Origin of the sequence: Lentzea sp. NEAU-D7, assembly GCF_026242055.1 — a bacterium.
Classification (GTDB): Bacteria; Actinomycetota; Actinomycetes; order Mycobacteriales; family Pseudonocardiaceae; genus Lentzea.
This window is the reverse complement of record NZ_JAPJDL010000019.1, coordinates 111,512-137,244: the sequence shown is the minus strand read 5'-3', so window position 1 is coordinate 137,244 and position 25,733 is coordinate 111,512. Positions and strand designations below refer to the sequence as shown.

Genomic DNA, 25,733 nt, shown 5'->3' with positions numbered 1-25,733 from the left:
GGAAGTTGTGATGGCCCCCACGAAGCCTGAGGTCGACCCGCACGACGGCCCGGCGCCCGCCGACCTGCTGATCGAGGACATCACCGTTGGCGACGGTGCGGAGGCCACGGCCGGTCAGTTCGTCTCCGTGCACTACGTCGGTGTGTCGCACTCGTCCGGCGAGCAGTTCGACGCGTCCTGGGACCGCGGCGAGGCGTTCCAGTTCCCGCTCGGTGGCGGCCGTGTCATCGCCGGCTGGGACAAGGGCGTGCAGGGCATGAAGGTCGGTGGCCGCCGCAAGCTGGTCATCCCGCCGCACCTGGGCTACGGCGACCGCGGCGCCGGTGGCGTCATCAAGCCCGGCGAGACGCTGATCTTCGTCGTCGACCTGCTGGGTGTGAACTAGCTCGTCGACTCGGGCGGGACGAGCAGGCTCGCCCCGCCCGGTCCTTGTGCTCGTGTGATTGACACAGCGGCGTTCCACTGGTCCGATCGGTGGAACGCCGCTGCTTCTCACGGCCGATTTGGTCCCGGGGTGGAACTGGACCGGATCGGGCTGCGTCATCCTTTGAAGTCCGCCGTCACCTCAGGAGGGAACACCGGTGCCCGAGGACATCGCCGGATCCGAGCAGATGCTCGCGAACTGGAACCAGAAGATCCAGGAACGCGCCGCGCGCTACCAGGAGATGGCGACGCGCGTGCAGGGGATGACGATCTCCGAGCGGTCCTCGGACGGTTCCATCGAGATCCTGGTCGGGTCCAACGGGATCCTGCAGAACCTCGTGATCGCCGAGTCCGCCTCCGGCAAGCGCATGTCCGAGGTGAGCGGCGAGATCATGAGGCTGTTGCAGCGCGCGCAGTCGCGGATTCCCGAACTGCTGCAGGAAGCCATGGCGGAGACCATCGGCACGCAGGACGAGACGGCCAACGTGTTGTTCAACGAGGCCAAGAAGAACTTCCCCGCGCCGCCCGCAGAAGAGCCTGCGCGCACGCCGTACGACCGCAACGAGATCAACTTCCGGGTCGAGGAGGACGCACCGCCGCCGTCGCGGCCGGCGCCGCCACCGCCTCCCCCGCGCCGCCGCCGTCCGTCGGATGACGACGACGACTTCGGCGGCGAGTCCGTGCTCTCCTGATCTTCCTGTCCGTTGCTCGAACTTGAGGGGGTTCGATGACCGCCGGTGGTTTCAACGTCACCTCGGACGTGCTGGAAGCGCACGCCAAGGCCCTGGAGGGTCTGCAGGGGCGCTTGCAGGGAGCAGTGGACGCGGCGAACACCGTGTCGATGCCGACTGACGCGTACGGCATCATCTGCCAGCCGTTCCGCATGCTGCTCGACCCCGTCGAGCAGTGGGGCCTGGACGCGCTGAAGGGTGCGGCGCAGGCCATGGAGGCCACGGCCAAGAAGGTCACCGAGACCGCCAAGCACTACCAGGAAGTCGAAGACCAGATCTCGCGCACGCTGAAGGGCGGCGCCTGATGTCGTCACCGAACCCGCTGGTGGCACAGGCCCCGGCCGAGCCGTCCGGGTTCTTCAACGCCGGCACCGGTGACAACGGCTGGGCGACCGGCTTCTCCATCGCCGACTCGGCGGTGGACGCGTACAAGGGCATCTCCGAGGGCAACTGGGTCGAGGGCGGCCTGGGCATGGTGGGCCTCGTCGCGGACGCCGCGTCGATGGCGATCGACCCGTTCGGCACGCTGCTGTCGTCCGCGGCCTCGTTCCTCATGGAACACATGCAGCCGTTGAAGGAGGCCCTGGACTGGCTGGCGGGTGACCCGCCGGTGATCCAGTCGTACTCGACGACGTGGGGCAACGTCTCGCAGGAGCTCGGCAAGATCGCGGGCGACTACAAGGCCGCCGTCGACGGCACCGGCGAGTGGACGGGTGCCGCGGCCGACGCCTACCGCAGGTCCGCGGGCGAGCAGCTCGACGCGTTGTCCGGCGCGGCCTCCACCGCGGGTTCGGTCGGCACCGTCGTCGGCGTGATGGGCATGGTCGTCGGCTTCGTCCGCGAGATGGTCCGCGACCTGATCGCCGACCTGGTCGCGAAGCTGATCACCTGGGTGCTCGAAGCCGTGTTCACGCTCGGGTTCGGCACGCCGGTGATCGTGGCGCAGGCCGTCACCGCGATCTCCAAGTGGGCCACCCGCATCGGTGAGCTCATCCAGAAGCTCATCAAGACCATCAAGAAGGTCTCGCCGCTGCTGGGCAGGCTGGTGGAGATCTTCACGAAGATCATGAAGGTCGTCGGCAAGCTGGTCGGCAAGGTGACCGGCCTGGACGTCATCTCGACGAAGTCCATCAAGCCCGGTGGCCTGTTCCAGTCCACGAGAACGCCGGACCTCCCGAACGCCGGCGGCACGCCCTCGTCCCCCGACGGCTCCCCTTCGTCCACTCCGGACAGTTCGCCCTCGTCGAACTCGCCGTCCTCCCCGTCTTCCCCCTCGTCGCCGTCGTCACCGTCCTCTCCGGACAGTTCGCCGTCGTCGCCCTCCTCGCCTTCGTCGCCCTCCTCGACGCCGGACGCGCCTTCGCGGGCTCCCGACAGCTCGTCGCCGTCGTCCGCGACGCCCCCTTCCGCGCCGTCGGCCCCGCGCACGCCCGACAGCCCGTCGGCGCCGGACGCCCCGTCGCGCACCCCGGACGGCTCCGCTCCCGACGCGCCCTCACCGTCGCGGACGCCCGACAACGCCGCCGCGCCGTCGGCCCCGCGCACACCGGACGGATCCTCGTCCGCGCCGTCGGGTCCCAGCGCACCGCCGCACGCCCCGTCCCCCTCGTCCACGCCGGACGCGCCGCCCCGCAACGCGGGCCAGACCGTCCAGTCGTCCGTGGCACCGCCCGAGGCCCCGCCGCGGGCGGACGTCCCGCACGCCCCGTCCGCGCCGCGCACCCCGGACGGCTCGCCCTCGACCCCGGCCCAGGCGGGCCCGATGGGCGGCGGCGCCCCGAACGCGGGCGGCGGCGCCCCGTCGTCCCCGGCTGCAGGTCGTCCCCCGGCCGGTGGCCAGGGCTGGACCGGCACCCCTGGCAGCCGCGGTGACCTGGGCTCAGGAGCCCCGGCACCGCGCACCCCCGACGCATCGACGTCGGCGGCCCGCGCGGACGCGCCGGCCCGCCCGTCGGCCCCTTCGGCACCTTCGGTCCCTTCGATGCCGTCGATGCCGTCGATGCCGTCGTCGCCGTCGATGCCTTCGAGCGGCGCACCGTCCGGCGGCATGCCGCACGCGCCTTCGGCAGGCGCACCGCACGCCCCGTCGGCCAACGCCCCGCACGCGGGCCGCCCCGACGCGACTCCTCCGAGCCGCGCCACCTCTCCTTCGGCGGTGGCACCGTCCACCCCAACCCCGCACGCTCCCTCGGCAGGGACACCGAACGCACCGCACTCCCCCTCGGCACCTCCAGTGCGCCCGGACGCCCCGCAGAGCCGTCCCACCGGCCCGTCCGGTCCCCACGGCGGCCCCAACGCCCCGTTCCGCCCGGACGCGCCACACCACGGCCCGAACACGCCGTCCCGGCCGGACGCACCGCAGGGCCGCCCAACCGGCCCGTCCGGCCCTCACAACGGCCCCAACGCGCCGCACAACGGTCCCCATGCACCGTCGCGCCCTGACGCACCCCACGGCCCGAACACGCCGTCCCGTCCGGACGCACCGCACAGCCCCAACGCGCCACACGCCGGTCCTCACGCGCCGTCGCGCCCTGACGCACCGCACAGCCCGAACACGCCGTCCCGCCCGGACGCACCACACGGCGGCCCTTCGCGCCCCGACGCGCCCCACAGCGGCACCACGGCGCCGTCGTCGCGACCCGACGCACCACACGCGCCGTCGCGCCCCGACGCACCAAATGCGCCGCACGGGCCGAACGCTCCCCACAACGGCCCGAACACGCCCCACGGCTCGAACACCCCGCACGGGCCCAACACCCCGTCACGCCCGGACGCACCACACGGCGGCCCCAACTCGCCGTCGCGCCCGGACGCTCCCCACCGCCCCGACGCCCCGTCGCGTCCGGACGGCAGCGGCCCCGGCAACCGTCCGGACGGCTCCCGTCCGGACGGCGGCTCCCGTCCGGACGGATCGCGGCCGCACAGCCCGGACACCGCCCGCTCCCGCGGCGCCGACACGGCGGCACCCCCGCACCGCCCCGACGCGGACGCCCCGCACAAGCCGGACGCACCCGGTCACGGCCCGGACGCCGACAAGCCGCGCGACACCACCCCGGACAAGCCGCACGACAACGACCCGAACAGCCCCGACGGCCGCGACCCGGACGCCCCGCCCGCGGACCGCCCGAGCCCGGCGGAAGCGCACGCCCGGCACGCGGAAAGCACCCCGGCCGGTGTCTCGCACCACGGCGGCGACCCCGACATGGGCGACCTGCCGCACCGCGTGCCCAACGATCCGCGCTACTTCACCGCGGACGTCCACATCACCCCGGACGGCAGGGCCCGCATCGGCGGCCACGACTACACGCCCGCCGAGTACGCCGACATGCTCCGGCGCTCCGGCTACGACGGCAGCAGGCCCGTCCGGCTGATCGGCTGCGACGCGGGCAGCAACGACTTCGCGCAGCAGCTCTCCCGGCACCTCGACGCCCCGGTCCTCGCCCCCACCAAGCCGGCCTGGACCGACAGCCACGGCCGCGTCTTCTCGAGCGACGCCGACGTCCTGCCAGACGGCACCCGTCAGCCCAGGATCCCGCCGAACGGCGAGTGGGAGACCCACCACCCCGACGGCTCCAGGTCGAGGACCGGCGACGACGGCTTCGCCCCCGGCACGCACGACAAGGACAAGGACGTCGACCCGTCCGACGCGCGCGACCGCATGGCGCAGCGCAACATCCCCGACACGCCGGTCGACATCGAGACCCGCAACCCTCCTGCCCTGATGGAGGAGAAGCTCAAGGACAAGGACTACCGCGACAAGTACTACGACGGCCCGGACAAGAACGGCGACTACAGCCGCAAGAACGCCAACCAGGTCGACGCCAACGGCGAGGACGTGCCGAAGCTGGTGGAGAACCCGAGGGGCTCCGGCAACTTCGAGGCGTCCACCGACGCCTACACGCCCGCGAAGTTCCGCGACGACATGCCCGAGGTCGAGCACGCGGCCACCCCGGAGCAGAAGGCCGCCGCGAAGGACATCATCGAACGCCGCGAGGCGTCGCTCGAGCGCACCAGGACCGCCGAAGGCGACTACCAGAAGGAGATCGCGGGCGGGCGCGAAGCCGACCCGGCCACCGTCGACGAACGTCGTGCGGCGCACCACGAACGCACGGAGGTCGGCGAGGAGCTCGGCGAGCACGCCGCGGCCGACGCGATGCGCGACAGGTTCCCGGCGGAGGACTTCGACGTCACCCCGAGGCACGATCCCGACGTGAAGGGCTCCGGCCGCTTCGACCAGGTCTACGAGGTCACCGACAAGAAGACGGGCGAGACCCGGATGGTCGTGGTGGAGGCCAAGGGCCCCAACGCCGACCTCGGAACGCGCAAGGGCCTCGACGGGCAGAACTACGAGCAGGGCCATCCCAAGTACGTCGAAAGCGTCATCCAGCACATGGCCCAGCACGGCACCGATACCGAAAAGGCGCTCGCCAAGGAGCTCAAGAGGGCCATGGCCAGCGGCCAGCTCGACTTCACGGTGGTCAAAGCGAGGGTCAACGGCAGCGGCCCGACGGCCGAGTACGGTGGCTACAACGAGAAGCACTTCGACATGTCGCTGTGAACGAGAGGACGGTCCGGACCCGTGGTCACCATCGCCCGGCATCAGATCGATGTCGCGAAGGCAGAAGCGCAGGCGGAGTACTACGCGGATCCCCTCGACGACCGCCTGGTGGGGATCGACCGCAACCCGCACGTCGTCTTCTCGTTCCTGCACCGCGACTCCAAGAACGAAGCGGCCTGCCGCACCGCGGGTGATCCTCTCGCCGCCGGCGCCACGACGTGGAACGCCGTGGCGCTGTCCATGCAGGCAGGCGGCGCGATCTTCGCGCTGACCGGGCAGACCGAGGGCGAGGTGACCTTCCGGATCGGGGACACCGACATCACCCTCCCCGCGACCGGCCCCAAGTCCTCGGCCAACGCCGGCGAGTGGACCACCGCGATGGCGCTGGCCATGATCTGCCGCGACCGGCCGCGCATCGATCTCCTCGCCGGGTTCCCCGTCGACGTGCTGCGCGCCTCCGGCGGCCAGGCCGACGAGTTCCAGTACGACTGGATCAAGACCCTCCAGCTCTACTGGCGCGCCGAAGAGGGTCTGATCGACACGCTGCTGCGCGCGATGCAGGGTGCCGACCCGGAGGCCGACACCATCGCGGGCGCGGAGATGGTCGCGAAGCTCCTCTACCCGCCCATGGAGCTCTTCTACCTGCTCACCCAGCGCGAGGACGCGAGGTTCAACGACTCGCTCGCCAAGGCCCTCGAGCTCCACAGCAGCTACTGGACCGAGACCTCGGAACGCACGAACGACCCCGAGGGGTTCGTCGCCTGGCGGGTGCTCGCCGTCGCCTGCCTCGCGAAGGACGCCGGCGTCGAGATCACCGTCGAGTCCGACTACCTCCCCCGGAACCTCCTCGACGGGACCTGGGTCGGCGAGAAGGAACTCTGAGGCGCCGGCCGGCTCGTCTCGTTCCCGGCGATCGCCGCACGCGCACGCACCCGTCCCCTTGACGGCTGTGCGTTCATCGCCGCTGTGAGCACCGGCTTCGACGAGTCGCCGGGGCCGGATGAAGTGGGACGTCGACTGGAACCACCGGGCCGGACGCCCACTCAGAGTGTGGTGAACGACGCGGGGTGTCCGACCGGCCCGCGCGCGTCACGGTGGCCCGATAAGATCAGCGGGCTTTCACGGGGAGAGGGGCGAGAACCACATGAGCCAGCCGGCTACACCGCTGAGCGAGCAGGACCAGCAGCAGCTGGTGCGGCAGATCGGCCGTGCCATGCTGCCGGCCGTACCGCAGGGCTGGCAGCGCATCCGGGCCGAGTACCGCGCCGCGGGCAGGCACATCGAGGTCGACCTGGCGTTCGCCGGGCCCGATGGCCAGCTGCGACCGGTGCGGCCGCCGATGGACGTCGTGCAGATGTTCGGGCACCTGCGCGGGGGCATGTACCACCCCGAGCGCGGCACGTGGCTGAGCGCGACGTACGAGATCGAGGCGCCGGCGGCGTTCACGGTGGACTTCAACGCCGAGGACGAGCCGCGCTGGCGCAACGCGCCGCCGCCGATCGGCTTCCGCGACGAGCTGCAGACGTTCCCGAGGCCGGACCGGCAGATCCCGGACTGGTGGCGCCAGCGCATCGGCCTGCCGCCGCTGCCGGCACCCGAGCCGGAACCCCAGCAGCCGCCGCAGCCTCAGCAGCAGGAGTACCAGGTCCCGGCGGCCCAGCCGCAGGCCGGACCGGGAGAGCTGCGCACGGCACGCGTGTACGACGGCAAGAACGACGACGGTCGCATCGTCGTGAACCGCCAGCCGGTCGACCCGCAGCTGCTCGACGGTCTGCTGAACTACCTCGAGTCGGCGCCGGTCGTGCTGGCCGCGCGCAGCTACGACCTCGACGAGTTCTCGCAGAGCGGTGAGCAGGACGTGCCGCTCAACTTCCGCACCGACGGCACGTGGATCTGGGCCGGCGCCGTGCCGCACTACCTGCGCAAGTACGGGCTGCCGCCGGAGCCGGAGCTGGTGGCGCACGTGGTGGCGCGCGGCTTCCAGGTCGCCGAGGTGAACGAGCAGACGCAGGACCGCGCGGTCTCGATCATCACGGGCCAGAACTAGCCGAGGGTCCGCAGGTATCGCCTCTCCCCGCGGGGAGAGGCGATACCCCACTTCGAGCGACTCGGTGAGCCCCTCGGCCTTGGGCTTGCGGACGTCCGCCCTCAGCTCCAATCCGTCCACATCGGACGACGAACGCAGCTCGACGCGCGGGTCCTCGCCCACGAAACGCAGGCGGATCCGGTGAAGCGAGCCCTCCCGTCCCTCCACTGAGGACTTCAGCGCCTTCACGGTCGGGAACTCGGCCGGTCTCAGGTTGCAGACACCGGCGACAGCCGAGACGATCCCAGACCATGCAACGCTGGTGGCTCTTCACGGTGCGCGGGGTGTTCGCCGTCCTGTTCGGGCTGGCCGCCCTCGTCTGGCCCGGCCTCACCCTGCTGGCTCTGATCATCCTGTGGGGCGCCTACACGCTCTTCGACGGCGCGATGATGCTCTACCTGACGCTGACCCACGAGGAGTGGCCCGCGCGCTGGGCGCTCGGTCTCATCGGCGTGCTCGGCCTGGTCACGGGCTTGGTCGCGTTGTTCTGGCCGGGCATCACCGCGACGGCGCTGCTGCTCCTCATCGCGGTGTGGGCGCTCGTCGCCGGCGTGCTGCAGATCGTCGACGCCGTCCGCCTGCGCAAGGTGATGACGAACGAGTGGTTCTACGTCGTCACCGGCGCGCTGACGGTGCTGCTCGGCGTCATCCTGCTCGTGAACCCGGCCGCGGGCGCGCTGGCGTTCGTGATCACGATCGGCGTGTTCGCGATCCTGTGGGGTGTGGTGCTGGTGCTGTTCAGCCTGCGGTTGAAGCAGCTCGACGGCGGTCTCGCACCACGCGCACCGCGAGCGTGACCAGCACGGCGACCCCGACGAACACGTAGAGGTTGCCGATCACCTGCTGCCACCACGCCCAGTCCCGCTCGACGTCGTTGTCGCGCGGGAACAGCCAGTGCGGCCCGACGGCGAACACCGCCACGATCGCCCACGACGCCCAGTGGCGGCGCAGCGCGGGCCGGGACAGCAGCACGAGCGCGGGCGCGATCCACACCCAGTGGTGGCCCCACGACACGGGTGAGATCAGCAAGCCGCCGATCGCCACGACGAAGAACGCCTCGATCTCCCCCAACTGCGAGGCCAGCCACCACACCGCGCCGACGACCAGCAGCGCCAGCACGAGCCACACGCCGACCTGGGCACCGTTCTCCAGGCCGAAGCGGGCGAGCGTGCCGCGGATGGCCTGGTTCGACGCGTAAGTGAGGCGGCCGACGCGGCTCGGATCGAGCAGCGCGTGCGTCCAGTACTCCTTCGCGTCGCCGAACGACACGAGGAACCCCACCAGCACGAAGAAGAAAAACGACCCGATGGACACGAACACGGGCTTCCACTGCCGGCGTGCCACGAAGAACAACGCGAAGAACGCCGGCGTCAGCTTGATCGCGGCGGCCAGCCCGATCAGCGCGCCCCGAGGCCACCAGCGGGTGCGTTCGAGCAGGCAGTCGGCCATCACCAGCAGGCCCAGCAGCAGGTTGATCTGCCCGAACCACAGCGTCTCGCGCAGCGGGTCGAAGATCGACGACACCGCCGCCGCACCCAGGCCCCACTTCACCGCGTCCGGGCCCCAGCCGACCACCCGTCCCGCCGCGATCAGGCACAGGCCCGTGAGCATCGCGAGGTTCGCCACCGCCACCGCGAAGATCGCGACACCGAGCGGCACGAGCGCCAGCAGGCTGAACAGCACCGCGGCGATCGGCGGGTACGTGAACGGCAGGTCGGGCCCGCCGAGCGGCTTGGCGAAGCCTTCGACGTAGAGGGGGATGTCCTGGAGGAACGCCGCGCCGCCGTTGCGGTAGACGCGCAGGTCGAGCGACCACCCCGGCGGGCGGAGCATGACGTAGGTGACTGTGGCGACCATGACGGCGGACCACGCCACCACGACCCGCTTGGCGGTGCGGTCGAGCTGCATCGGGGAATGGTATCGATGTGCCACATGAGGCCCACGTCACCGGTCCGGACCGGGAATTCTCACGTAGCGTCGTCGCGTGAGCGCACAACGTCGATCGTTCCTGCTTAAACCGTTCGTAGGGCGCACAGATGCGCACGCACGAGCTATTCTGTGCGCATGAGTCCAGCCTTGGAGACGGTGCTGGCCAAGGCCGGCCTGCAGGTGAGCCCCGACGAGTTCCTGGCCCTCGTGGCCGACGCGGCACGGAGGCTGGCCCCGCCGCACCCGGAACCGGCCACCTACTTCACGCCCGACCAGCAGGCGGCGCTGACCGACGTGGGCCTGGACCTCTCACCGGCGGGCCCTTCGGACGCCAAGCCGCGCACCCGCACGGTCGTCGCCCACGCGGTGCTCCGCGACTCGGCGCTGACGGTGAACGAGGCCGCGCGCCAGCTCCAGGTCGACACCAGCCGCATCCGGCACCGCCTCGGCGTCGGCAGGCTAGTGGGCTGGAAGGACAGGGGCAGCTGGCGCCTGCCCGCGTGGCAGTTCGCGGGCACCGGCGTGCTGCCGGGCCTCGAAACCGTCCTGGCGGACATCCCGTCCGACCAACCGGCACTCGTCGTCGCCGCGTTCATGACCACCCTCCAGGAGGACCTGCCCGTCGACGGCAAGCCCGCGACCCCGCGCGACTGGCTCCTCGCCGGAGGGGACCCGCGTCGCGTCGCCACCCTGGCCTCCACGCTCGGCACACCTGCCTGAGCGTTCCCGAACACCCGACAGGACCCGAATGTCACGGCTTCCGCAGCCGCCTGCCCCTGCCGTGCTCCAAGCGCACCTGCGCCGCACCGAGGACGTGGTGGCGGTGCATCGGGCGACCCGCCTGGTCCGCGTCTTCACCGCGAAGGGCTCCCACCCCCAGCGCTGGAACACGTTCCGCTACACGGGCCCACTCCCCCACGCACGCTTCGACGCGCAACAACCGGCGGACGACGGCAGCCCGGTCCAGGACCACGAGAACGGCGTCCTCTACTTCGGCCTGTCCGTCCGCACCTCGATCGCCGAGGTCTTCCAGGCCACGTCGATCGTGGACCGCCGCACCCGCTCGCCGTTCCTGGTGGTGCTCCGCCCGCGACGCACCTTGAGGCTGCTGGACCTGGGCGGGCTGTGGCCCACGCGCGTCGGGGCCTCGCAGGAGATCTCGACCGGGCCGAAGCTGGTGACGCAGGCGTGGTCGCGGGCAATCCGGGCGGCCTACCCGGAGCTGGACGGGCTCTGGTACCGGTCGTCGATGGACTCCGGCGACCCGGCGATCTGCCTGTGGGACCCGCCCGGCGCTTCCGGGCTGCCCGCGGCGCCGGACGTGCTGCTGCCTTTGGACCATCCGGGTCTGGATCTGCCGTTGGCGCGCGTGTGCGAGGAACTCAACTACACACTTCTGGGCTGATGCCGGTGAGGTCCGCCTGGATCGCTGCCGCTTCTTCCCGCGCGAGGCGCGCGTCGTCGTGCCGGCCGAGCTTCTCGCACGCATCACCGATGTGGAACAACGCCTCGACGATTCCCGGCCTGTTGCAGAGGTACCGGTGCAGCGTGAGCGCGCTCGTCGCGCTTTCCAGAGACAGGCCGAACTCGCTCTTGCGGAGGTAGATGTGGGCCGCGCAGTTCAACGCCTCGGCCTCGCCCGTCTCGTCGGGTGTCGCGAGACCGCGATGCAGCTTCAACCCGGTGGCGACGGCGACCAGCGCCTCGTCGAACAGGTTCAGCGCCGCGTAGCAACGGGGCTTCAGCACCCAGGCTGACGCCAGCCAGGCGTCGTCGTGCCGGGGATGCCACTTCTGCGATCCGTTCGCATGCTGCAACGCGCGTTTGTGTTTGCCCTGAGCCGAGCACAACGCGGACAACGCCTCGTGGCAGTGCGCTTGCTGTGTGCGGTCACCGGATTCCTCGGCGAGGCCGAGCGCCAACCGCAGCACGTACTCCGCCTCCTCCCACTGCGACAGGCGGGAAAGCGCGCGACCAAGTCCTCTGTGGACACGAACGCGAGCGACCAGGTCGGCGTGCCGGTTCACCGGCCCCACCGCTGTCCGGTACACCGACGCGAAGTCGCGCCAATGTCCCTGCGTGTCCAGGTAACTGCGCATCGTCAGCGCCAGTTGCCACGCGTACCGGTCGAATCCGGCCGCCGCAGCGTGCCCGACCAGACCCTTCAACACGGCGTGCTCGGCTACGAACCACTCGCGTGCATCGGACGGGCCGGTGAACCTCAACGGCACGACGGAGGGGCGTAGCGGCGGCAGGTCGACACCTATCCGTTGCGTCACCAGCGCTCGGTCCGCTGCCCATGCCGTGTGCAGGTAGAAGCCGAGCATCCGGTGCCGGGCCTCGTCATCGGAACCCGCCAGCTCCTGGGCGAACAGCCGCAACAGATCGTGGAAGCGGAACCGCCCGGGCAGGTACTCCTCCAGCAGCGAGGCGCTCACCAGCTCACGCAACAGCTTCCTGCAGTCGCCACGACCGGCGAGGGCGGCCGCGGCGTGGGCGTCGATGTCCGGACCGGGGTGCAGTCCGAGCAGCCGGAACAGCCTCGCCGCGGGCTCGCTCAACGCCCGCAACGACCACGAGAAGACCGACCGGACGTTGACGTGCTCCTCACCGAGATCGAGCGCTTCGAGTCGTTCCGCGCGCAACTCCGCGATCGACGTGTTCGGCTCCAGCGCGACACGGGCGGCCACGATGCTCAGCGCGAGCGGCAGGCCGGAACACAGCTCGACCAGCGCGTCGGTGTCCACGTCACCCAGCCGGTCACGGAGCAGCGCGGCGGCTTCGTCGTCGGAGAGCAGATCCAGGCGCAACGGTCGCGCGCCGTGCTCGGCGACCAGTCCCGCGAGGCTGTTCCGACTGGTGATCAGGACGAAGCAGGAGGAGTCCCCCGGCAGCAGAGGCCGGACCTGCGCGGCGTTGTTGACGTTGTCGAGCACGAGCAGGACCCGACGTCCCGCGATCTTGCTGCGGAACAGGGCCGTCTGGGCGTCCAGGCTGACCGGGATGGCGTCACTCGGCACCCCGAGCGCGTCGAGAAAGCCCCGGACCGCCTCGGCGACCGTCATCGGTTCGCGGTCCGGATCGAACCCGCGCATGTTCACGTACAACTGACCGTCCGGGAACCGGTCGGCCGCCCGGTGCGCCCAGTGCAGCGCCAAGGCGGTCTTGCCGACCCCCGCCGTGCCGTTGACCGCCGAGATGACGACGGCACCCGAGCTCAGTGCCGAATCGAGCTGCGACAGCTCCTCGCGCCGCCCGCTGAAGGTCGCGACCACCGCCGGCAGTTGACGGGGCACCGCACCGTCCGGCGACACCGGTGGCAGGCCGCCCTGCCAACTGGCCCGCACCACTGCCCTGGAGGGTGTGTTCTCCACCCGACCACCTTCACTCCGGACAAGCCGGCGATCCAGCGGCCGAACGGGTCAGGCCTCCTGACGTGCGCCTTGCAAGCACCGCCGGGTGAGGCTGCTCCGGCGGGAGATCGGAGCAGCCTCAGCCCGGCCTTCAGGCCTTGAGGTAGCGGTCCCACCACTCCAGCACCGCGTCGAAGCGCTGCTTGCGGTGCCGCGGCTGCCCGGACCGGGTCAGCTCGTGCCCCTCGCCCGGGAAGATCAGCATCTCCGTCTCGACGCCGCGGCGCTTCAACGCCACGAACATGCGCTGCGCCTGCTCCAGGGGGCAGCGCCAGTCGTGCTCGGAGTGGACGACGGCGAACGGCAGGTTGATCTTCTCGGCGTAGGTCAGCGGTGACATCGCGCGCTGCGCCTCGGGATCGGTGCCGCAGTAGGCGTCGGCGAAGAAGTAGCCGATGTCCGAGGAACCGCCGAACGAGTCCCAGGCGTTCACCGCGCGCTCGCTCCAGGCCGCCTTGAAGCGTTCGCCGTGGTGCGCGGACAGCCACGACGTCATGAAGCCACCGTAGGAGCCGCCCATCACGCCGACGCGATCGGCGTCGCAGTCCTCGCGCGCGAGCGCCACGTCCAAAAGGGACAGGACGTCGTCCACGTCGACCGTGCCGAACCTGCCGACCACCGCCTGGCCGTGGGCCTGGCCGTAGCCCGCCGAGCCGCGCGGGTTCGGCAGCACGACGGCGTAGCCGGCGGTGGCGTAGACCTGGGCCTCGTCGAAGAAACCCCAGCTGTGGTACATGAACGGGCCGCCGTGCACGGCCATGACGACCGGGTGCGGGCCGTCGCCTTCAGGCAGCACGAGCCAGCCGTGCACCGGGTAGCCGTCGGAGGCGGAGCCGGTGAGTTCCACGACCCGGCGCGTGGAGACCGACGAGAACGCCGTGCGCACACCGGTTCCGACGAACTCGACCTGACCGGGGCTGTCCGGAGTGGACACGACCGCGACGAGGGTGGACCCGTCGGTGGCGAACGACCGGACAGCGGCCGAGGAACCCGCCAGGACCTCGCCGGGCCCGCCGTCGAACGGGATGCGCCGCAGCTCCAGCGCACCGCGGTTGCGCACGACCAGGAGCACGCCGGACGAGTCGGCCACGGGCTGACCCGAAAGCCGTTCCACGTCGACGGTTTCGACGTCGGTGAGGCGGACGGGAGCGGAACCGTCCACCGGGGACTTCCACAGGCCGTGGTTGCGCGCCACCGCGTCGATCCCGGTGAACTCGGTGCCCAGCCAGTAGAGCGACCCGTTGGCCACGAACGGCATCGAGACCTCACCGGCGCCGCGCACCAGCAGCGAGACCTCGCCGCCGGTGGCGGGAACCGTGTACAGGTCGGAGTGCAGGGTCTCGGAGACGCCCAGGTCGCGCGGGGCGACGAACACCAGCGTCGAGTCGTCGAGCCAGGCCTGGTCGGAGACGTCGTGCGCTCCGTCGGTGACCTCGGAGACGGCACCGTCCAGGTCGACGACGTGCAGGCGCGGGCGGCGGTCGGCGAGGAAGCCGACGTCGTCGACGCGGTAGTCCAGGCGCGTGATGCGGCGCGGCGGCTCGGACTCGGGGCCGTCGTCCGTGGTGCCGTAGCGGCCGGCCTCGGGCACGCGGGCCACGAAGGCGAGCCGTGACGAGTCCGGCGACCACACGGGGGCACCGGCGCCCAGCGGCAGATCGGTCAGCCGGCGCGGCTCGCCGCCGTCCACCGGAACGACGTAGAGCTGCGGCTTCGACTTTCCGCTGACGCGCAAGAACGCGACCAGCCTGCCGTCGGGAGAAATGCGCTGCGCATTGTCACGATCACCGTGCGTCCACGGTGTTGTCGTGCCGTCCGGGAACACCCGGTGCAGACCGCCCCGGTAGGTGTTCTTGTCGAGGTCGGGCGTGGTGATGCTGACCAGCACCAGGTCTCCGGACACGGCGACGGTGCCGGGCGTGGTGAGCAGCTGCAGGTCTTCAGGGCGCACGGCGTGGACGCTAACAGAACTTGTTAGCAACGCTCAGAGTTATTTGTTGACCGATCACAAAAATTGACTCAGCGCATAGATTCCCGCGTATGACGCGCATCGTGTTCTCCGGGGGCAGGGTCTTCACCGGCCGGGCGACAGAGCCCGGCGACGTGGTGGTCGAGAACGACCGCATCGTCGACGTCGGCATCGGGCTCGACGGCGACACCAAGGTCGACGCGACGGGCCACACGATCCTGCCGGGGCTGTTCGACTGCCACGTGCACTTCATGTTCAGCGGCGCCGACCTGGTGAGGTCGCTGAACACGCCGTTCTCGCTGCCGTTCTACGAGGCGATCGGCAACATGAAGGCCACGCTGCAGTGCGGCATCACGACCGTCCGCGACGCGCTCGGCGCCGACCTCGGTGTCGCCGAGGCGGTCCGGCGCGGTCTGGTCCAGGGCCCGCGCATGCAGATCGCGGTCAACATGGTCTCGCAGACCGGCGGCCACAACGACGACTGGATGCAGTGCGGCGCCCACATCTCACCGCCCCTGCACCCCGGCCTGCCGGACACCGTCGCCGACGGTCCCGAGGAGCTGCGCAAGGTCATCCGCACGCTCGTCCGCCACGGCGCCGACATCATCAAGATCGCGTCGAGCGGCGGCGTGATGTCCCCGCGCAGCAACCCCAGGCACGCGCACTTCCGCGACGAGGAGATCGCGATGATCGTGCAGGAGGCCAACGCCGCGGGCATCGCGGTGATGTCGCACGCCATGAGCGGCGACGGCATCCTCACGGCCGTGCGCAACGGCGTGCGGTCCATCGAGCACGGCGTGTTCCTCACCGACGAGGGCGTCGAGGAGATGCTCAAGAACGGCACGTGGCTCGTGCCGACGCTGATGGCCCCGCGCATGGTGCTCGACCAGGCCGCCGCCGGCGTGGCGATCTCGGACGTCATCCTCGACAAGGCCAACGCCGTTGTCTCGCAGCACTTCCAGTCGTTCCAGAAGGCGTACGAGGCGGGCGTGAAGATCGCGATGGGCACCGACTCCGGTGTCGGCCCGCACGGCGACAACCTCAAGGAGCTGACGCTGATGGTCGAGTACGGCATGTCCCCGGCCGAGGCGCTCCACGCGACCACGACGTCCGCCGCGGAGCTCATGCGCCTCGGAAACGAACTCGGCGAGCTCGCCCCTGGCAAGCTCGCCGATCTCGTTCTCGTGGAGGGTGACGCCGAACAGCACGTGAAGGCCGGAACGCTGAAGCAGGCCGTTCGCGCCGTCTACCAGAACGGCGTCTCCCAGTTGTAGCTAGTGGTTGGCGTCGGCGCCGATGTGCTTCGCGGAGTCCGGGTCGCGGCGCACCTTGAGCAGGCTGGCGATCGTCGTGATCGCCAGCACGCCGATGATCACCGACAGGGAGACCTCGATGCCGATCGTCGGCACGTGGAAGGGCTCGCCGCCGTTGAGGAACGGCAGGGTGTTGGTGTGCAGGGCTTCCAGGATCAGCTTGATACCGATGAAGCCGAGGATCACCGACAGGCCGATCGACAGGTAGACGAGCTTCGCGAGCAGTCCGCCGAGCAGGAAGTACAGCTGGCGCAGACCCATCAGCGCGAACGCGTTGGCCGTGAACACCAGGAACGGCTCCTTGGTGAGGCCGAAGATCGCGGGGATCGAGTCGAGCGCGAAGAGCAGGTCGGTGGAGCCGATCGCGACCATGACGATGAACATCGGGGTCACGAAGCGCTTGCCGTCGATCTTGATGAACGACTTGGAGCCGTGGAAGTCGTTGGTCACCGGGAAAACCTTGCGCACCATGCGCAGCATCAGGTTCTCCTTGTACTCCTCTTCCTCGTCGTGGTTCTCCCGCGCCAGCTGCCAGCCGGTGTAGATGAGGAACGCGCCGAAGATGAAGAAGACCCAGCTGAACTTGGCGATGAGCGCCGCGCCGGCCGCGATGAAGATGCCGCGCATGACGAGGGCGAGCAGGATGCCGATCAGCAGCACCTTGTGCTGGTGGATCGCGGGCACCTTGAACGTCGTCATGATGATCAAGAAGATGAAGAGGTTGTCGACGCTCAGCGAGTACTCGGTGATGTACCCGGCGAAGAACTCAGTGGCGTACTGCCCACCGGAGAAGTACCAGATGCCGAGACCGAAGACCGCGGCCATCGCCACGTAGAAGATCACCCAGCGGGCGGCTTCACCGATCGTCACCTCATGGGGCTTTCGATCGACGATCACGAGGTCCACAGCCAGCAGAACGAGCAGACCACCGATCGTCGCGATCCACATCCATGCGGGGACGTTCACAACCCAACCTCCGGGATTCTCAGCGCATGCCAGATAAACCCGGAGGTCTCCTCCGCCGCCGAGACGAGCTCTCGAACGACCAACGGCACCGGGAGCTCCACGCCGAGCTCCGTACTGACGACACCGCTGCTTAGGGAGTACTCCCCTCCATGCTGCGTCAATATTGTGCTCTACGAGGAGCGGTTAGCGCCACACAGGGTGAGCAGACCCACGCAACCAGGTGCGATGGGAATACGCAGCGTGTCGTTCGGGTTGAACCGACCACTACCTGAAGGCCTGCTGAAGATCCACTGATGCTGAGACCGCGGGCGGATCCCAACAGGTCGTTCTCAGCGAAACTCGCATATCGTCATCGACGTGTCCCGCCTCTCCCGCCTTCGCGGCAGGTGGACGATCCCCGCATTGATCGTGGTACTCGCCCTCGTCGCAGGTGGCGTGTACTTCACTCGATCCGGAGACGACCCCGTAGCCGTTTCCTTCAAAGAAGCGAACATCGACGCACCCGAGAGCGCTGACAGCGCCCAGACGGTGACGATCGAGACCCGCCTCTACCTCCCCCAGCAGACGCCCGCGCCCGCGATCATGCTCGCGCACGGCTTCGGCGGCAGTCTGCGCAGCGTGCACACGCAGGCCGAGGAGTTCGCCCGGCGCGGATTCGTCGTCCTGACGTGGTCCGCACGTGGTTTCGGTCGCAGCACGGGCCAGATCGCGCTGAACTCCGTCGACCGCGAGGTCCGCGACGCGCAGAAGCTCCTCGACTTCCTCGGCACACGTGACGAGGTGGAGAAGGACAGCGGCGGCGACCCCCGCGTGGGCGTGACAGGCGCGTCGTACGGCGGTGCGCTGTCACTGCTGCTCGCGGGTGTCGACAAGCGCGTCGACACACTCGTCCCCGTCATCACCTACAACGACCTCGCGCAGGCGCTGCTGCCGAACTCGGCACTGGCGACACCGCGCGCGGACGCCACCCCGTCCGCCACGGCGTTCGGCGAGGACGGCGTCTTCAAGCGTTCGTGGGCGGGCATCTTCTTCTCCGCGGGCATGACGTCGATCGACCTCTCGTCGCCCACGGGTGACGCGCCCGAGCAGGGCCAGCGGGAGCCGAGCCAGAACTCCGTCCAGGCACCTCAGCAGCAGCCGGGCGGCAACTCCGGCGCCCAGGGCCTGCAGCCGCCCACGCCGTCCCTGGGCGCGTGCGGCCGCTTCACGCCCGAGGTCTGCGCCGCCTACACCGAGGTCGCCACGACGGGCCGCGCCTCGCAGCAGACGCTCGACCTGCTGCGCAAGTCGTCCCCCGTCGCCGTGACCGACAAGATCAAGCAGCCGACGATGCTGGTGCAGGGCGAGCAGGACACCCTGTTCGGCCTCGACCAGTCCGACGCCACCGCGCGTCAGATCGCCGCGGCCGGCGCCCAGGTCAAGATGGTCTGGTACGCGGGCGGCCACGACGGCGGCAACCCCGGCACCGCGCTGCGCGGCGAGATCGCCGACTGGATGGACTTCCACCTGCGCGGCAAGGGCACCGACCCCGGCACGGGCTTCGAGTACACGGTGCAGGGCGCGTTCCGCTCGTCCGGCCAGCCGTCGCTGCGCACGGTCGTGGCGCCGTCGTACCCCGGCCTCGCCCCGGGCTCCTCGACCGAGCGCAAGACGCTGAAGCTCAGCGGACGCGAGCAGGTCGTGGTGAACCCGGCGGGCGGCAACCCGGCGTCGATCAGCAACCTGCCGGGCCTGGGTTCGGCGCTGTCGCGGTCGTCGGCGATCTCGTCGCGGCTCTCGCTCGACATGCCGGGCCAGGCCGCGGTGTTCACCTCGGACGTCCTGGACTCGCAGGTGCTGCTGACCGGTTCGTCCACGGTGAAGCTGCGCGTCGCGCGCGCTGACCAGACCTCCGGTGAGGCGATCCTGTTCGCGAAGCTCTACGACGTCTCCGGGGACGGCACCCGCACGCTGCCCGGCTCGATCGTCGCGCCGTTCCGCGTGGCGCTGCCGCCGGACGGTTCCGCGGCCGAGGTGACCGTGACGCTGCCCGGCACGGTCCGTCCCGTCGAGAGCGAGCACAAGCTGGCTCTCGTGGTGTCGACGACGGACCAGGCGTTCGCGAACGCCGAGCAGCCCGCCGCGTACCGGATCTCGCTGGCCTCCGACGAGATCTCGGTGCCCGTCGTGCCCGGCCGCAACGTCACCGAGGGCTTCCCGACGGGAGCCCTGTGGGGCATCGCGATCGCGCTCCTCGTGCTGATCGGCTCCGGCGTCATCGCGATGTTCCGCCGCCGCATGGCCCAGGACTCCGATCCCGACCTCGCCGGCGTGCCGCTGGTCATCTCGAACCTGACGAAGGCCTACCCCGGTGGCGTGACCGCCGTGAAGGACCTGTCGTTCCGCGTCGAGCACGGCATGGTCCTCGGCCTGCTCGGCCCCAACGGCGCCGGCAAGACCACGACGCTGCGCATGGTGATGGGCCTGATTCACCCGTCCGAGGGCCACATCCGGGTCTTCGGCCACAAGGTCACGCCGGGCGCCCCGGTGCTGTCGCGGATCGGTTCGTTCGTCGAGGGCTCCGGCTTCCTGCCGCACCTCTCCGGCGCCGCGAACCTGCGCCTGTACTGGGCGGCGACGGGCCGGCCCGAGGAGGAGGCGCACGTCGAGGCGGCGCTGGAGATCGCGGGCCTCGGCAACGCGGTGCACCGCCGCGTGCGCACGTACAGCCAGGGCATGCGCCAGCGGCTGGCGATCGCCCAGGCGATGCTCGGCCTCCCGGACCTGCTGATCCTGGACGAGCCGGCCAACGGGCTCGACCCGCCCCAGATCCACCAGATGCGCGAGGTCCTGCGCCGTTACGCGGCGGCGGGACGCACGGTGGTCGTGTCCTCGCACCTGCTGGCCGAGGTCGAGCAGACCTGTTCGCACGTGGTCGTGATGCACAAGGGCCAGCTCGTCGCCGCCGGCGAAGTGGCCGACATCGCGGCGGGAGGCGGCGAGGCGACGTTCCGCGTCGACTCCCCCTCGAAGGCAGCCGATGTCCTGCGGGGCCTCGAAGGCGTGCACGACGTGCACGAGGACGAGGGTGCCGTGCACGCGTCGATGAACGGCGTCCCGCGCGCCGCCGCCCTGTCCGCCCTCGTGGCGGCCGGCGTGGCGGTGGACCAGGCGGGCCCGCGGCGCAGGCTGGAAGACGCGTTCTTGGAGCTGGTCGGTGAATGACTTCCTGATGGCAGCGGCGTCCGCCACGGCGGACGCCCCGAACCCCGCCGCCGTCGAGGTGCTGGCCGAGGCCGGCCTCGACGTGGCGGACGAGATCGCGGTCACGCCCGCGTTCGCCCCCGTGCGGACCGCGAACCCGAACCGCACGAAGGCACCAGTCCCGCAGGAGGTGGACCGATGAACGACAACAGCGTCCACACCGATCCGGGCGCGCTCGAGGACCTCACCGACGCGGCCGCCCAGCAGCACACCAAGGTGGCTCCGGACGGTTCGTCGGTCGGCTACAAGGCGCGCCGCACCCTCCGCATCCACGTGGAGCTGCAACGGCAGATCCGCCGCCGCAGGACCCAGCTCGTGCTGGGTTTCCTGGTGCTGCTGCCGTTCATCCTCGCGGCGAGCTTCGAGATCGGGCAGTCCGACCCGAACCGCCGCTCCGGCGGCTTCGTGGACCTCGCGACCGCCAGCGGCATCAACTTCGTGGTGCTCACGCTGTTCGTGAGCAGCAGCTTCCTGCTGCCGATGATCGTGGCGCTGTTCTTCGGCGACACGATCGCGTCCGAAGCGTCGTGGTCGAGCCTCAAGTACCTGCTCGCCGCGCCGATCCCGCGACACCGCCTGCTGCGCCAGAAGGCCATCAGCAGCGGCCTGCTCAGCGTCTTCGCCCTCGCCCTGCTGCCCGCCGTGGCACTGGGCGTCGGCGTGGCCTGGTACGGCACGGGCGAGGTCGTGAGCCCGACCGGCGAGGCGGCCCCGTTCGGCGACGGCGTGCTCGCCATGGCGTTCGCGGTCGTCTACATCTCGATCAACCTGTTCTGGGTCGCGGGCCTCGCGATGTTCCTGTCCGTGTCCACCGACGCGCCTCTCGGCGCGGTCGGCGGCACGGTGCTCGTCTCGATCGTGTCGCAGATCCTCGACCAGATCGAGCCGCTCGGGGACCTGCGCAACTACCTGCCGACGCACTACGCGATGGCGTGGGCCGACCTGCTCTCGACCGACATCGACTGGTCGGAGATGGCACGCGGCACGTTCTCGGCGCTCGCCTTCGGCGGCATCTTCACGCTGCTCGCGGCACGGCGGTTCAAGACGAAGGACATCACTAGCTGACGCAGAACTCGTTGCCCTCCGGGTCGAGCATCACGACCCAGTGGCCCGTCTGGTCGTTGTGCTCACGCACCCGCGTGGCGCCCAGCGAAACCAGGCGGGCCACTGCGTCGAGACCCGGCCGGATGTCGAGGTGGACGCGGTTCTTCGCGGTCTTGCCCTCGGGCACCCGCTGGAACAGGAACCGCGGTCCCTTGCCTTCCGGGTCGATGATCGCCGCGTAGTCGTCCACCGAGTCGAACGGGATGTTGTTCTTCACCGCGAACTCCTCCCACGTGGCGAAGCCGGGAGGCGGCGGCTGCTGGACGTACCCGAGCGCCTGCGCCCAGAAGTCCGCGAGCTTGGGCGGGTCACCGGCGTCGAACGAGATCTGGATTTCGGTTGCCATGCGGACACCGTAGAGACCAATGCGGACAACCACTGTCCGGAGTAGCGTGCCCTCTCATGTCACGTCCTGTGCACTTCGAGATCCACGCCGCAGATCCCGAGCGGGCGCGGAACTTCTACTCCTCGGTCTTCGGCTGGAAGATCGAGCAGTGGGGCGACATCCCCTACTGGACCATCGTGACCGGCGACGACGACCAGCCCGGCGTGAACGGCGGCCTGCTCCCCCGCCGCGGCCCGGACCCGGCCCCGGACGCACCGGTCCACGGCTACGTCATGACGATCAGCGTGCCCGACATCGACGTGACCATCGCCGCCATCGAGGTCAACGGCGGCACCGTGGCCCTGCCCAAGGACAAGATGCCCGGCGTCGGCCTGCTCGCGTACTACAAGGACACCGAGAACAACATCTTCGGCATCCTCCAGCCGGAAGAACGCTAGACGGCGGGCCGCCTCCCCTTGGGCAACCGCGCGACGACGGCCTCGTAGGAGCCGTCGACCAGCTCCAGCAGGTCGTCGTCGGGCACGGACCCCTTGAGCGAGATGGTGTTCCAGCCGTACCGGCCGACGTACCCGCTCACCGTGACGTCACCGGGAAAGCGCTCTCGCCACACCGAGGCGGCCTCGGCGTCGGCACCGCACTTCAACCCGACGGTGTGCGCGTCGAGCCCGATGAAGGCGAACGCCTTGCCACCGACCTTGCACACCAGCTCGGCCTCGCCCCACGGATACGTCTCCTCGGCACCGGGCTTGCCGGCGCAGTAGACGATCAACTCATCCAGTGTCACAACAGGATTATCGCGCGCCGAACACCGCGACGAAACGAGTGAGCAGCCGGGCGAACACCACCCGCTCCTCCTCGGTCCAGTCCGCCATGGCGACAGCACAGGCACTCTGACGGGCCCGGTGCAGCTCAGCGGACGTGGCCCGCCCCCGAGGCGTCCGCACGAGCAACACCCGCCGTCCATCGGCCTTGTCGGCGACACGGGCCACCAGCCCGGCCTCGACCGCACTCGTGACGAGCTTGCTGGCCCGGGGCTGATCAACGTGCAAAGCCAAGGCCACACTGGAAACCGTGGCCTGAGCACCGGTCCGCTCAGCTGTTTCCACGACATCGAGCACGTCGAAGGCAGGCACAGCCAACTCGGCCAAGGCCCGACGAGACTGACTGCGCCGCACAGCGATCAGCGCCTGCTCCACCGCGGCGAGGTGGGAGTCCACATCCACCCCGAGATCATGGCGGGCCACGGCCCTGACGAAAGCAGTCCGCGCACATCTCACCCCAGAGGGCGATTTACGGGAAGCGCGCAAATCGTTACAAGCGCACGAGATTACGCACCGAGACGGCGATCTAACCCACCGCACGCAACGCGCCTCCACAGTGGACACGCCGACCACGCGCGGCGCCGCGAGAGAGCCGGGAGGCTGAGGGCAAAGCCCTCAGCCAACGCGAACCCATCGCACGCAGACCGGCCTTGGGGTCACTTGACCCCGGCCGCGTCCATCCCCCGCAACTCCTTCTTCAGGTCCTGGATCTCGTCCCGCAGCCGGGCGGCCAGCTCGAACTGCAGATCCCGGGCGGCGTTCATCATCTGGTCGGTCAGCGACTGCACCAGATCGGCCAGCTCGGACCGGGCCATCCCGGCCCGCTCGGCCGAAGCCACCACGCCGGAGGACCGCCCGCTCTCCCCCGCGGCCCGCTTGCCCCGGGACTGGTTGCGCCCGGACCCGCCGACCGGAACCTCGTCCTCGATCTCGGAGTAGACCGCCTCCAGGATGTCGGTGATCTTCTTCCGCAACGGCTGCGGGTCGATGCCGCGCTCGACGTTGTACGCGACCTGCTTCTCACGCCGCCTGTTGGTCTCCTCGATCGCGTGCCGCATCGAGTCGGTGATCCGGTCCGCGTACATGTGGACCTCACCGGACACGTTGCGAGCGGCACGGCCGATCGTCTGCACCAGAGACGTCCCGGACCGCAGGAACCCCTCCTTGTCGGCGTCGAGGATCGCCACCAGCGACACCTCGGGGAGGTCGAGGCCCTCCCGCAGCAGGTTGATGCCGATCAGCACGTCGTACTCGCCGAGACGGAGCTGGCGCAGCAGCTCCACCCGGCGCAGGGTGTCGACCTCGGAGTGCAGGTACCGGACCCGGATCCCCAGCTCCAGCAGGTAGTCCGTCAGGTCCTCCGCCATCTTCTTGGTCAGCGTCGTGACCAGGACCCGCTCGTCGCGTTCGGCCCGCTCGCGGATGGAGTGCACCAGGTCGTCGATCTGGCCCTCGGTCGGCTTGACGACGACCTCGGGGTCGACCAAGCCGGTGGGGCGGATGACCTGCTCGACGAACTCCCCGCCGGTCTGCCCCATCTCGTACGGGCCCGGGGTCGCCGACAGGTACACGACCTGGCCGATCCGGTCGGCGAACTCCTCCCAGGTCAGCGGGCGGTTGTCCAGCGCGGAGGGCAGGCGGAAGCCGTGCTCCACGAGGTTGCGCTTGCGGGACGCGTCGCCCTCGTACATGCCACCGATCTGCGGCACGGTCACGTGCGACTCGTCGATGACCATCAGGAAGTCGTCCGGGAAGTAGTCGAGCAGCGTCGCCGGCGCCGTCCCCGGCCCGCGGCCGTCGATGTGGCGCGAGTAGTTCTCGATGCCGTTGCAGAAGCCGACCTGCTTCATCATCTCCAGGTCGTACTGGGTGCGCATGCGCAGGCGCTGGGCCTCGAGCAGCTTGCCCTGGCGCTCCATCTGCGCGAGCGTCGTCTCCAGCTCGGCCTCGATGTCGCGGATCGCGCGCTCCATGCGCTCCGGGCCCGCCACGTAGTGCGTCGCGGGGAAGATCCGGAGCTCGGAGACCTCCTTCACCACGTCGCCGGTGAGCGGGTGGAGGTAGTAGAGCTTGTCGATCTCGTCGCCGAAGAACTCGACGCGGACGGCGAGCTCCTCGTAGGACGGGATGATCTCGACCGTGTCGCCGCGCACGCGGAACGAGCCGCGGGTGAACGACATGTCGTTGCGGGTGTACTGGACGTCGACCAGCAGGCGCAGGAACGCGTCACGGTCGACCTCCACGCCCGTCTCCAGCGGGATCGAGCGGTCGAGGTACGACTGGGGCGTGCCCAGGCCGTAGATGCACGACACCGACGCGACCACGATGACGTCGCGCCGGGTCAGCAGCGACATCGTGGCCGAGTGGCGCAGGCGCTCGACGTCCTCGTTGATCGAGGAGTCCTTCTCGATGTACGTGTCCGTCTGCGGGATGTACGCCTCGGGCTGGTAGTAGTCGTAGTAGCTGACGAAGTACTCCACCGCGTTGTGCGGGAAGAGCTCCTTCAGCTCGTTCGCCAGCTGGGCGGCCAGGGTCTTGTTCGGCGCCATCACCAGGGTGGGGCGCTGCAGCTTCTCGACGAGCCACGCCGTGGTCGCCGACTTGCCGGTACCCGTGGCGCCGAGCAGCACGACGTCGCGCTCACCGGAGCGCACGCGCCGTTCGAGCTCGGCGATCGCCGCCGGCTGGTCGCCCGCCGGCTGGTACTCGCTGACCACGCGGAACTGCCCGTCGGAGCGGACGATGTCGCCGACGGGACGGTGCTCGGAGTGCGCCTTGACGGTGCTTTCCTCTGGCGGGAGCTCGGTTGCGAAAGCCACGGGAAGCACGGT

At 70.1% G+C, this 25,733-nt stretch carries 22 protein-coding genes; 14 read left to right on the top strand and 8 right to left on the bottom strand.

Annotated features, from left to right (window positions below; genetic code table 11):
* Positions 1 to 10: 10 nt before the first annotated feature.
* The 7 genes from ORI60_RS32315 (at position 11) to ORI60_RS32285 (ending at position 8,595) form a co-directional block, all read left to right on the top strand.
* Positions 11 to 385: an FKBP-type peptidyl-prolyl cis-trans isomerase gene (locus ORI60_RS32315; protein ID WP_266041787.1), complete on the top strand. Its 375-nt coding sequence runs from the start codon at positions 11 to 13 to the stop codon at positions 383 to 385.
* 196 nt (positions 386 to 581) lie between these two features.
* Positions 582 to 1,115: a YbaB/EbfC family nucleoid-associated protein gene (locus ORI60_RS32310; protein WP_266041786.1), complete on the top strand. Its 534-nt coding sequence runs from the start codon at positions 582 to 584 to the stop codon at positions 1,113 to 1,115.
* Between the two features lie 35 nt (positions 1,116 to 1,150).
* Positions 1,151 to 1,459, top strand: coding sequence for a type VII secretion target (locus tag ORI60_RS32305; protein WP_266041785.1), 309 nt, complete (start codon positions 1,151 to 1,153; stop codon positions 1,457 to 1,459).
* Positions 1,459 to 5,712, top strand: coding sequence for a hypothetical protein (locus ORI60_RS32300; protein WP_266041784.1), 4,254 nt, complete (start codon positions 1,459 to 1,461; stop codon positions 5,710 to 5,712). Before ORI60_RS32305 ends, ORI60_RS32300 begins: the two co-directional genes overlap by 1 nt.
* Positions 5,713 to 5,733: 21 nt before the next feature.
* Positions 5,734 to 6,594, top strand: coding sequence for an immunity 49 family protein (locus ORI60_RS32295; protein ID WP_266041783.1), 861 nt, complete (start codon positions 5,734 to 5,736; stop codon positions 6,592 to 6,594).
* A 262-nt stretch (positions 6,595 to 6,856) separates the two neighbouring features.
* Positions 6,857 to 7,759: a hypothetical protein gene (locus ORI60_RS32290; RefSeq protein WP_266041782.1), complete on the top strand. Its 903-nt coding sequence runs from the start codon at positions 6,857 to 6,859 to the stop codon at positions 7,757 to 7,759.
* A gap of 290 nt (positions 7,760 to 8,049) precedes the next feature.
* Positions 8,050 to 8,595: an HdeD family acid-resistance protein gene (locus tag ORI60_RS32285; protein ID WP_266041781.1), complete on the top strand. Its 546-nt coding sequence runs from the start codon at positions 8,050 to 8,052 to the stop codon at positions 8,593 to 8,595.
* Here ORI60_RS32285 and ORI60_RS32280 read toward each other — a convergent pair.
* Entirely contained in the window at positions 8,537 to 9,706 is a 1,170-nt protein-coding gene (locus ORI60_RS32280) for a glycosyltransferase 87 family protein (protein ID WP_266041780.1), read from the bottom strand. The two genes, ORI60_RS32285 and ORI60_RS32280, sit on opposite strands and share 59 nt — an antisense overlap.
* A 156-nt stretch (positions 9,707 to 9,862) precedes the next feature.
* Here ORI60_RS32280 and ORI60_RS32275 point away from each other — a divergent pair, with 156 nt between their 5' ends.
* Complete coding sequence (locus ORI60_RS32275; RefSeq protein ID WP_266041779.1) at positions 9,863 to 10,447, top strand: DNA-binding protein; 585 nt, start codon at positions 9,863 to 9,865, stop codon at positions 10,445 to 10,447.
* A gap of 28 nt (positions 10,448 to 10,475) precedes the next feature.
* A complete protein-coding gene (locus ORI60_RS32270; RefSeq protein WP_030466547.1) occupies positions 10,476 to 11,132 on the top strand; it encodes an RES family NAD+ phosphorylase in 657 nt (218 codons plus the stop codon).
* On the opposite strand, the gene ORI60_RS32265 is transcribed toward ORI60_RS32270, so the two are convergent.
* On the bottom strand, positions 11,110 to 13,101 hold the full coding sequence (locus tag ORI60_RS32265) for an ATP-binding protein (protein ID WP_266041778.1): 1,992 nt from the start codon (positions 13,099 to 13,101) through the stop codon (positions 11,110 to 11,112). The two genes, ORI60_RS32270 and ORI60_RS32265, sit on opposite strands and share 23 nt — an antisense overlap.
* A 130-nt stretch (positions 13,102 to 13,231) precedes the next feature.
* Positions 13,232 to 15,091, bottom strand: coding sequence for an alpha/beta hydrolase family protein (locus tag ORI60_RS32260; protein WP_266041777.1), 1,860 nt, complete (start codon positions 15,089 to 15,091; stop codon positions 13,232 to 13,234).
* A gap of 89 nt (positions 15,092 to 15,180) precedes the next feature.
* On the opposite strand from ORI60_RS32260, the gene ORI60_RS32255 reads away from it, so the two are divergent.
* A complete protein-coding gene (locus ORI60_RS32255; protein WP_266041776.1) occupies positions 15,181 to 16,383 on the top strand; it encodes a metal-dependent hydrolase family protein in 1,203 nt (400 codons plus the stop codon).
* On the opposite strand, the gene ORI60_RS32250 is transcribed toward ORI60_RS32255, so the two are convergent.
* Positions 16,384 to 17,388 carry a TerC family protein gene (locus ORI60_RS32250; protein WP_266041775.1) on the bottom strand — a complete coding sequence of 335 codons (1,005 nt, stop codon included), beginning with the start codon at positions 17,386 to 17,388 and terminating at the stop codon, positions 16,384 to 16,386.
* Between the two features lie 357 nt (positions 17,389 to 17,745).
* On the opposite strand from ORI60_RS32250, the gene ORI60_RS32245 reads away from it, so the two are divergent.
* Genes ORI60_RS32245 through ORI60_RS32235 form a run of 3 tightly spaced genes read left to right on the top strand, consistent with a single transcriptional unit; the run spans position 17,746 to position 21,696 of the window.
* Entirely contained in the window at positions 17,746 to 20,592 is a 2,847-nt protein-coding gene (locus ORI60_RS32245; RefSeq protein WP_266041774.1) for an alpha/beta fold hydrolase, read from the top strand.
* Positions 20,585 to 20,773, top strand: a complete 189-nt coding sequence (locus tag ORI60_RS32240; protein ID WP_266041773.1) for a hypothetical protein — start codon at positions 20,585 to 20,587, stop codon at positions 20,771 to 20,773. The genes ORI60_RS32245 and ORI60_RS32240 overlap by 8 nt, the downstream gene beginning before the upstream one ends.
* The gene (locus ORI60_RS32235) at positions 20,770 to 21,696 is read left to right on the top strand and encodes an ABC transporter permease (protein ID WP_266041772.1); all 927 of its coding nucleotides are present in this window, start codon (positions 20,770 to 20,772) and stop codon (positions 21,694 to 21,696) included. Before ORI60_RS32240 ends, ORI60_RS32235 begins: the two co-directional genes overlap by 4 nt.
* On the opposite strand, the gene ORI60_RS32230 is transcribed toward ORI60_RS32235, so the two are convergent.
* Positions 21,689 to 22,081: a VOC family protein gene (locus ORI60_RS32230; protein WP_266041771.1), complete on the bottom strand. Its 393-nt coding sequence runs from the start codon at positions 22,079 to 22,081 to the stop codon at positions 21,689 to 21,691. The two genes, ORI60_RS32235 and ORI60_RS32230, sit on opposite strands and share 8 nt — an antisense overlap.
* A gap of 56 nt (positions 22,082 to 22,137) precedes the next feature.
* On the opposite strand from ORI60_RS32230, the gene ORI60_RS32225 reads away from it, so the two are divergent.
* Positions 22,138 to 22,518 carry a VOC family protein gene (locus ORI60_RS32225; protein ID WP_266041770.1) on the top strand — a complete coding sequence of 127 codons (381 nt, stop codon included), beginning with the start codon at positions 22,138 to 22,140 and terminating at the stop codon, positions 22,516 to 22,518.
* Here the strand turns inward: ORI60_RS32225 and ORI60_RS32220 are convergent.
* From ORI60_RS32220 to uvrB, 3 genes are all read right to left on the bottom strand, one after another.
* Positions 22,515 to 22,865 carry an MmcQ/YjbR family DNA-binding protein gene (locus tag ORI60_RS32220; protein WP_266041769.1) on the bottom strand — a complete coding sequence of 117 codons (351 nt, stop codon included), beginning with the start codon at positions 22,863 to 22,865 and terminating at the stop codon, positions 22,515 to 22,517. The genes ORI60_RS32225 and ORI60_RS32220 overlap by 4 nt on opposite strands.
* A gap of 7 nt (positions 22,866 to 22,872) precedes the next feature.
* Positions 22,873 to 23,325: a MarR family winged helix-turn-helix transcriptional regulator gene (locus ORI60_RS32215; protein WP_266041768.1), complete on the bottom strand. Its 453-nt coding sequence runs from the start codon at positions 23,323 to 23,325 to the stop codon at positions 22,873 to 22,875.
* A 233-nt stretch (positions 23,326 to 23,558) separates the two neighbouring features.
* On the bottom strand, positions 23,559 to 25,721 hold the full coding sequence (gene uvrB, locus ORI60_RS32210; protein WP_323055964.1) for an excinuclease ABC subunit UvrB: 2,163 nt from the start codon (positions 25,719 to 25,721) through the stop codon (positions 23,559 to 23,561).
* Positions 25,722 to 25,733 lie beyond the last annotated feature (12 nt).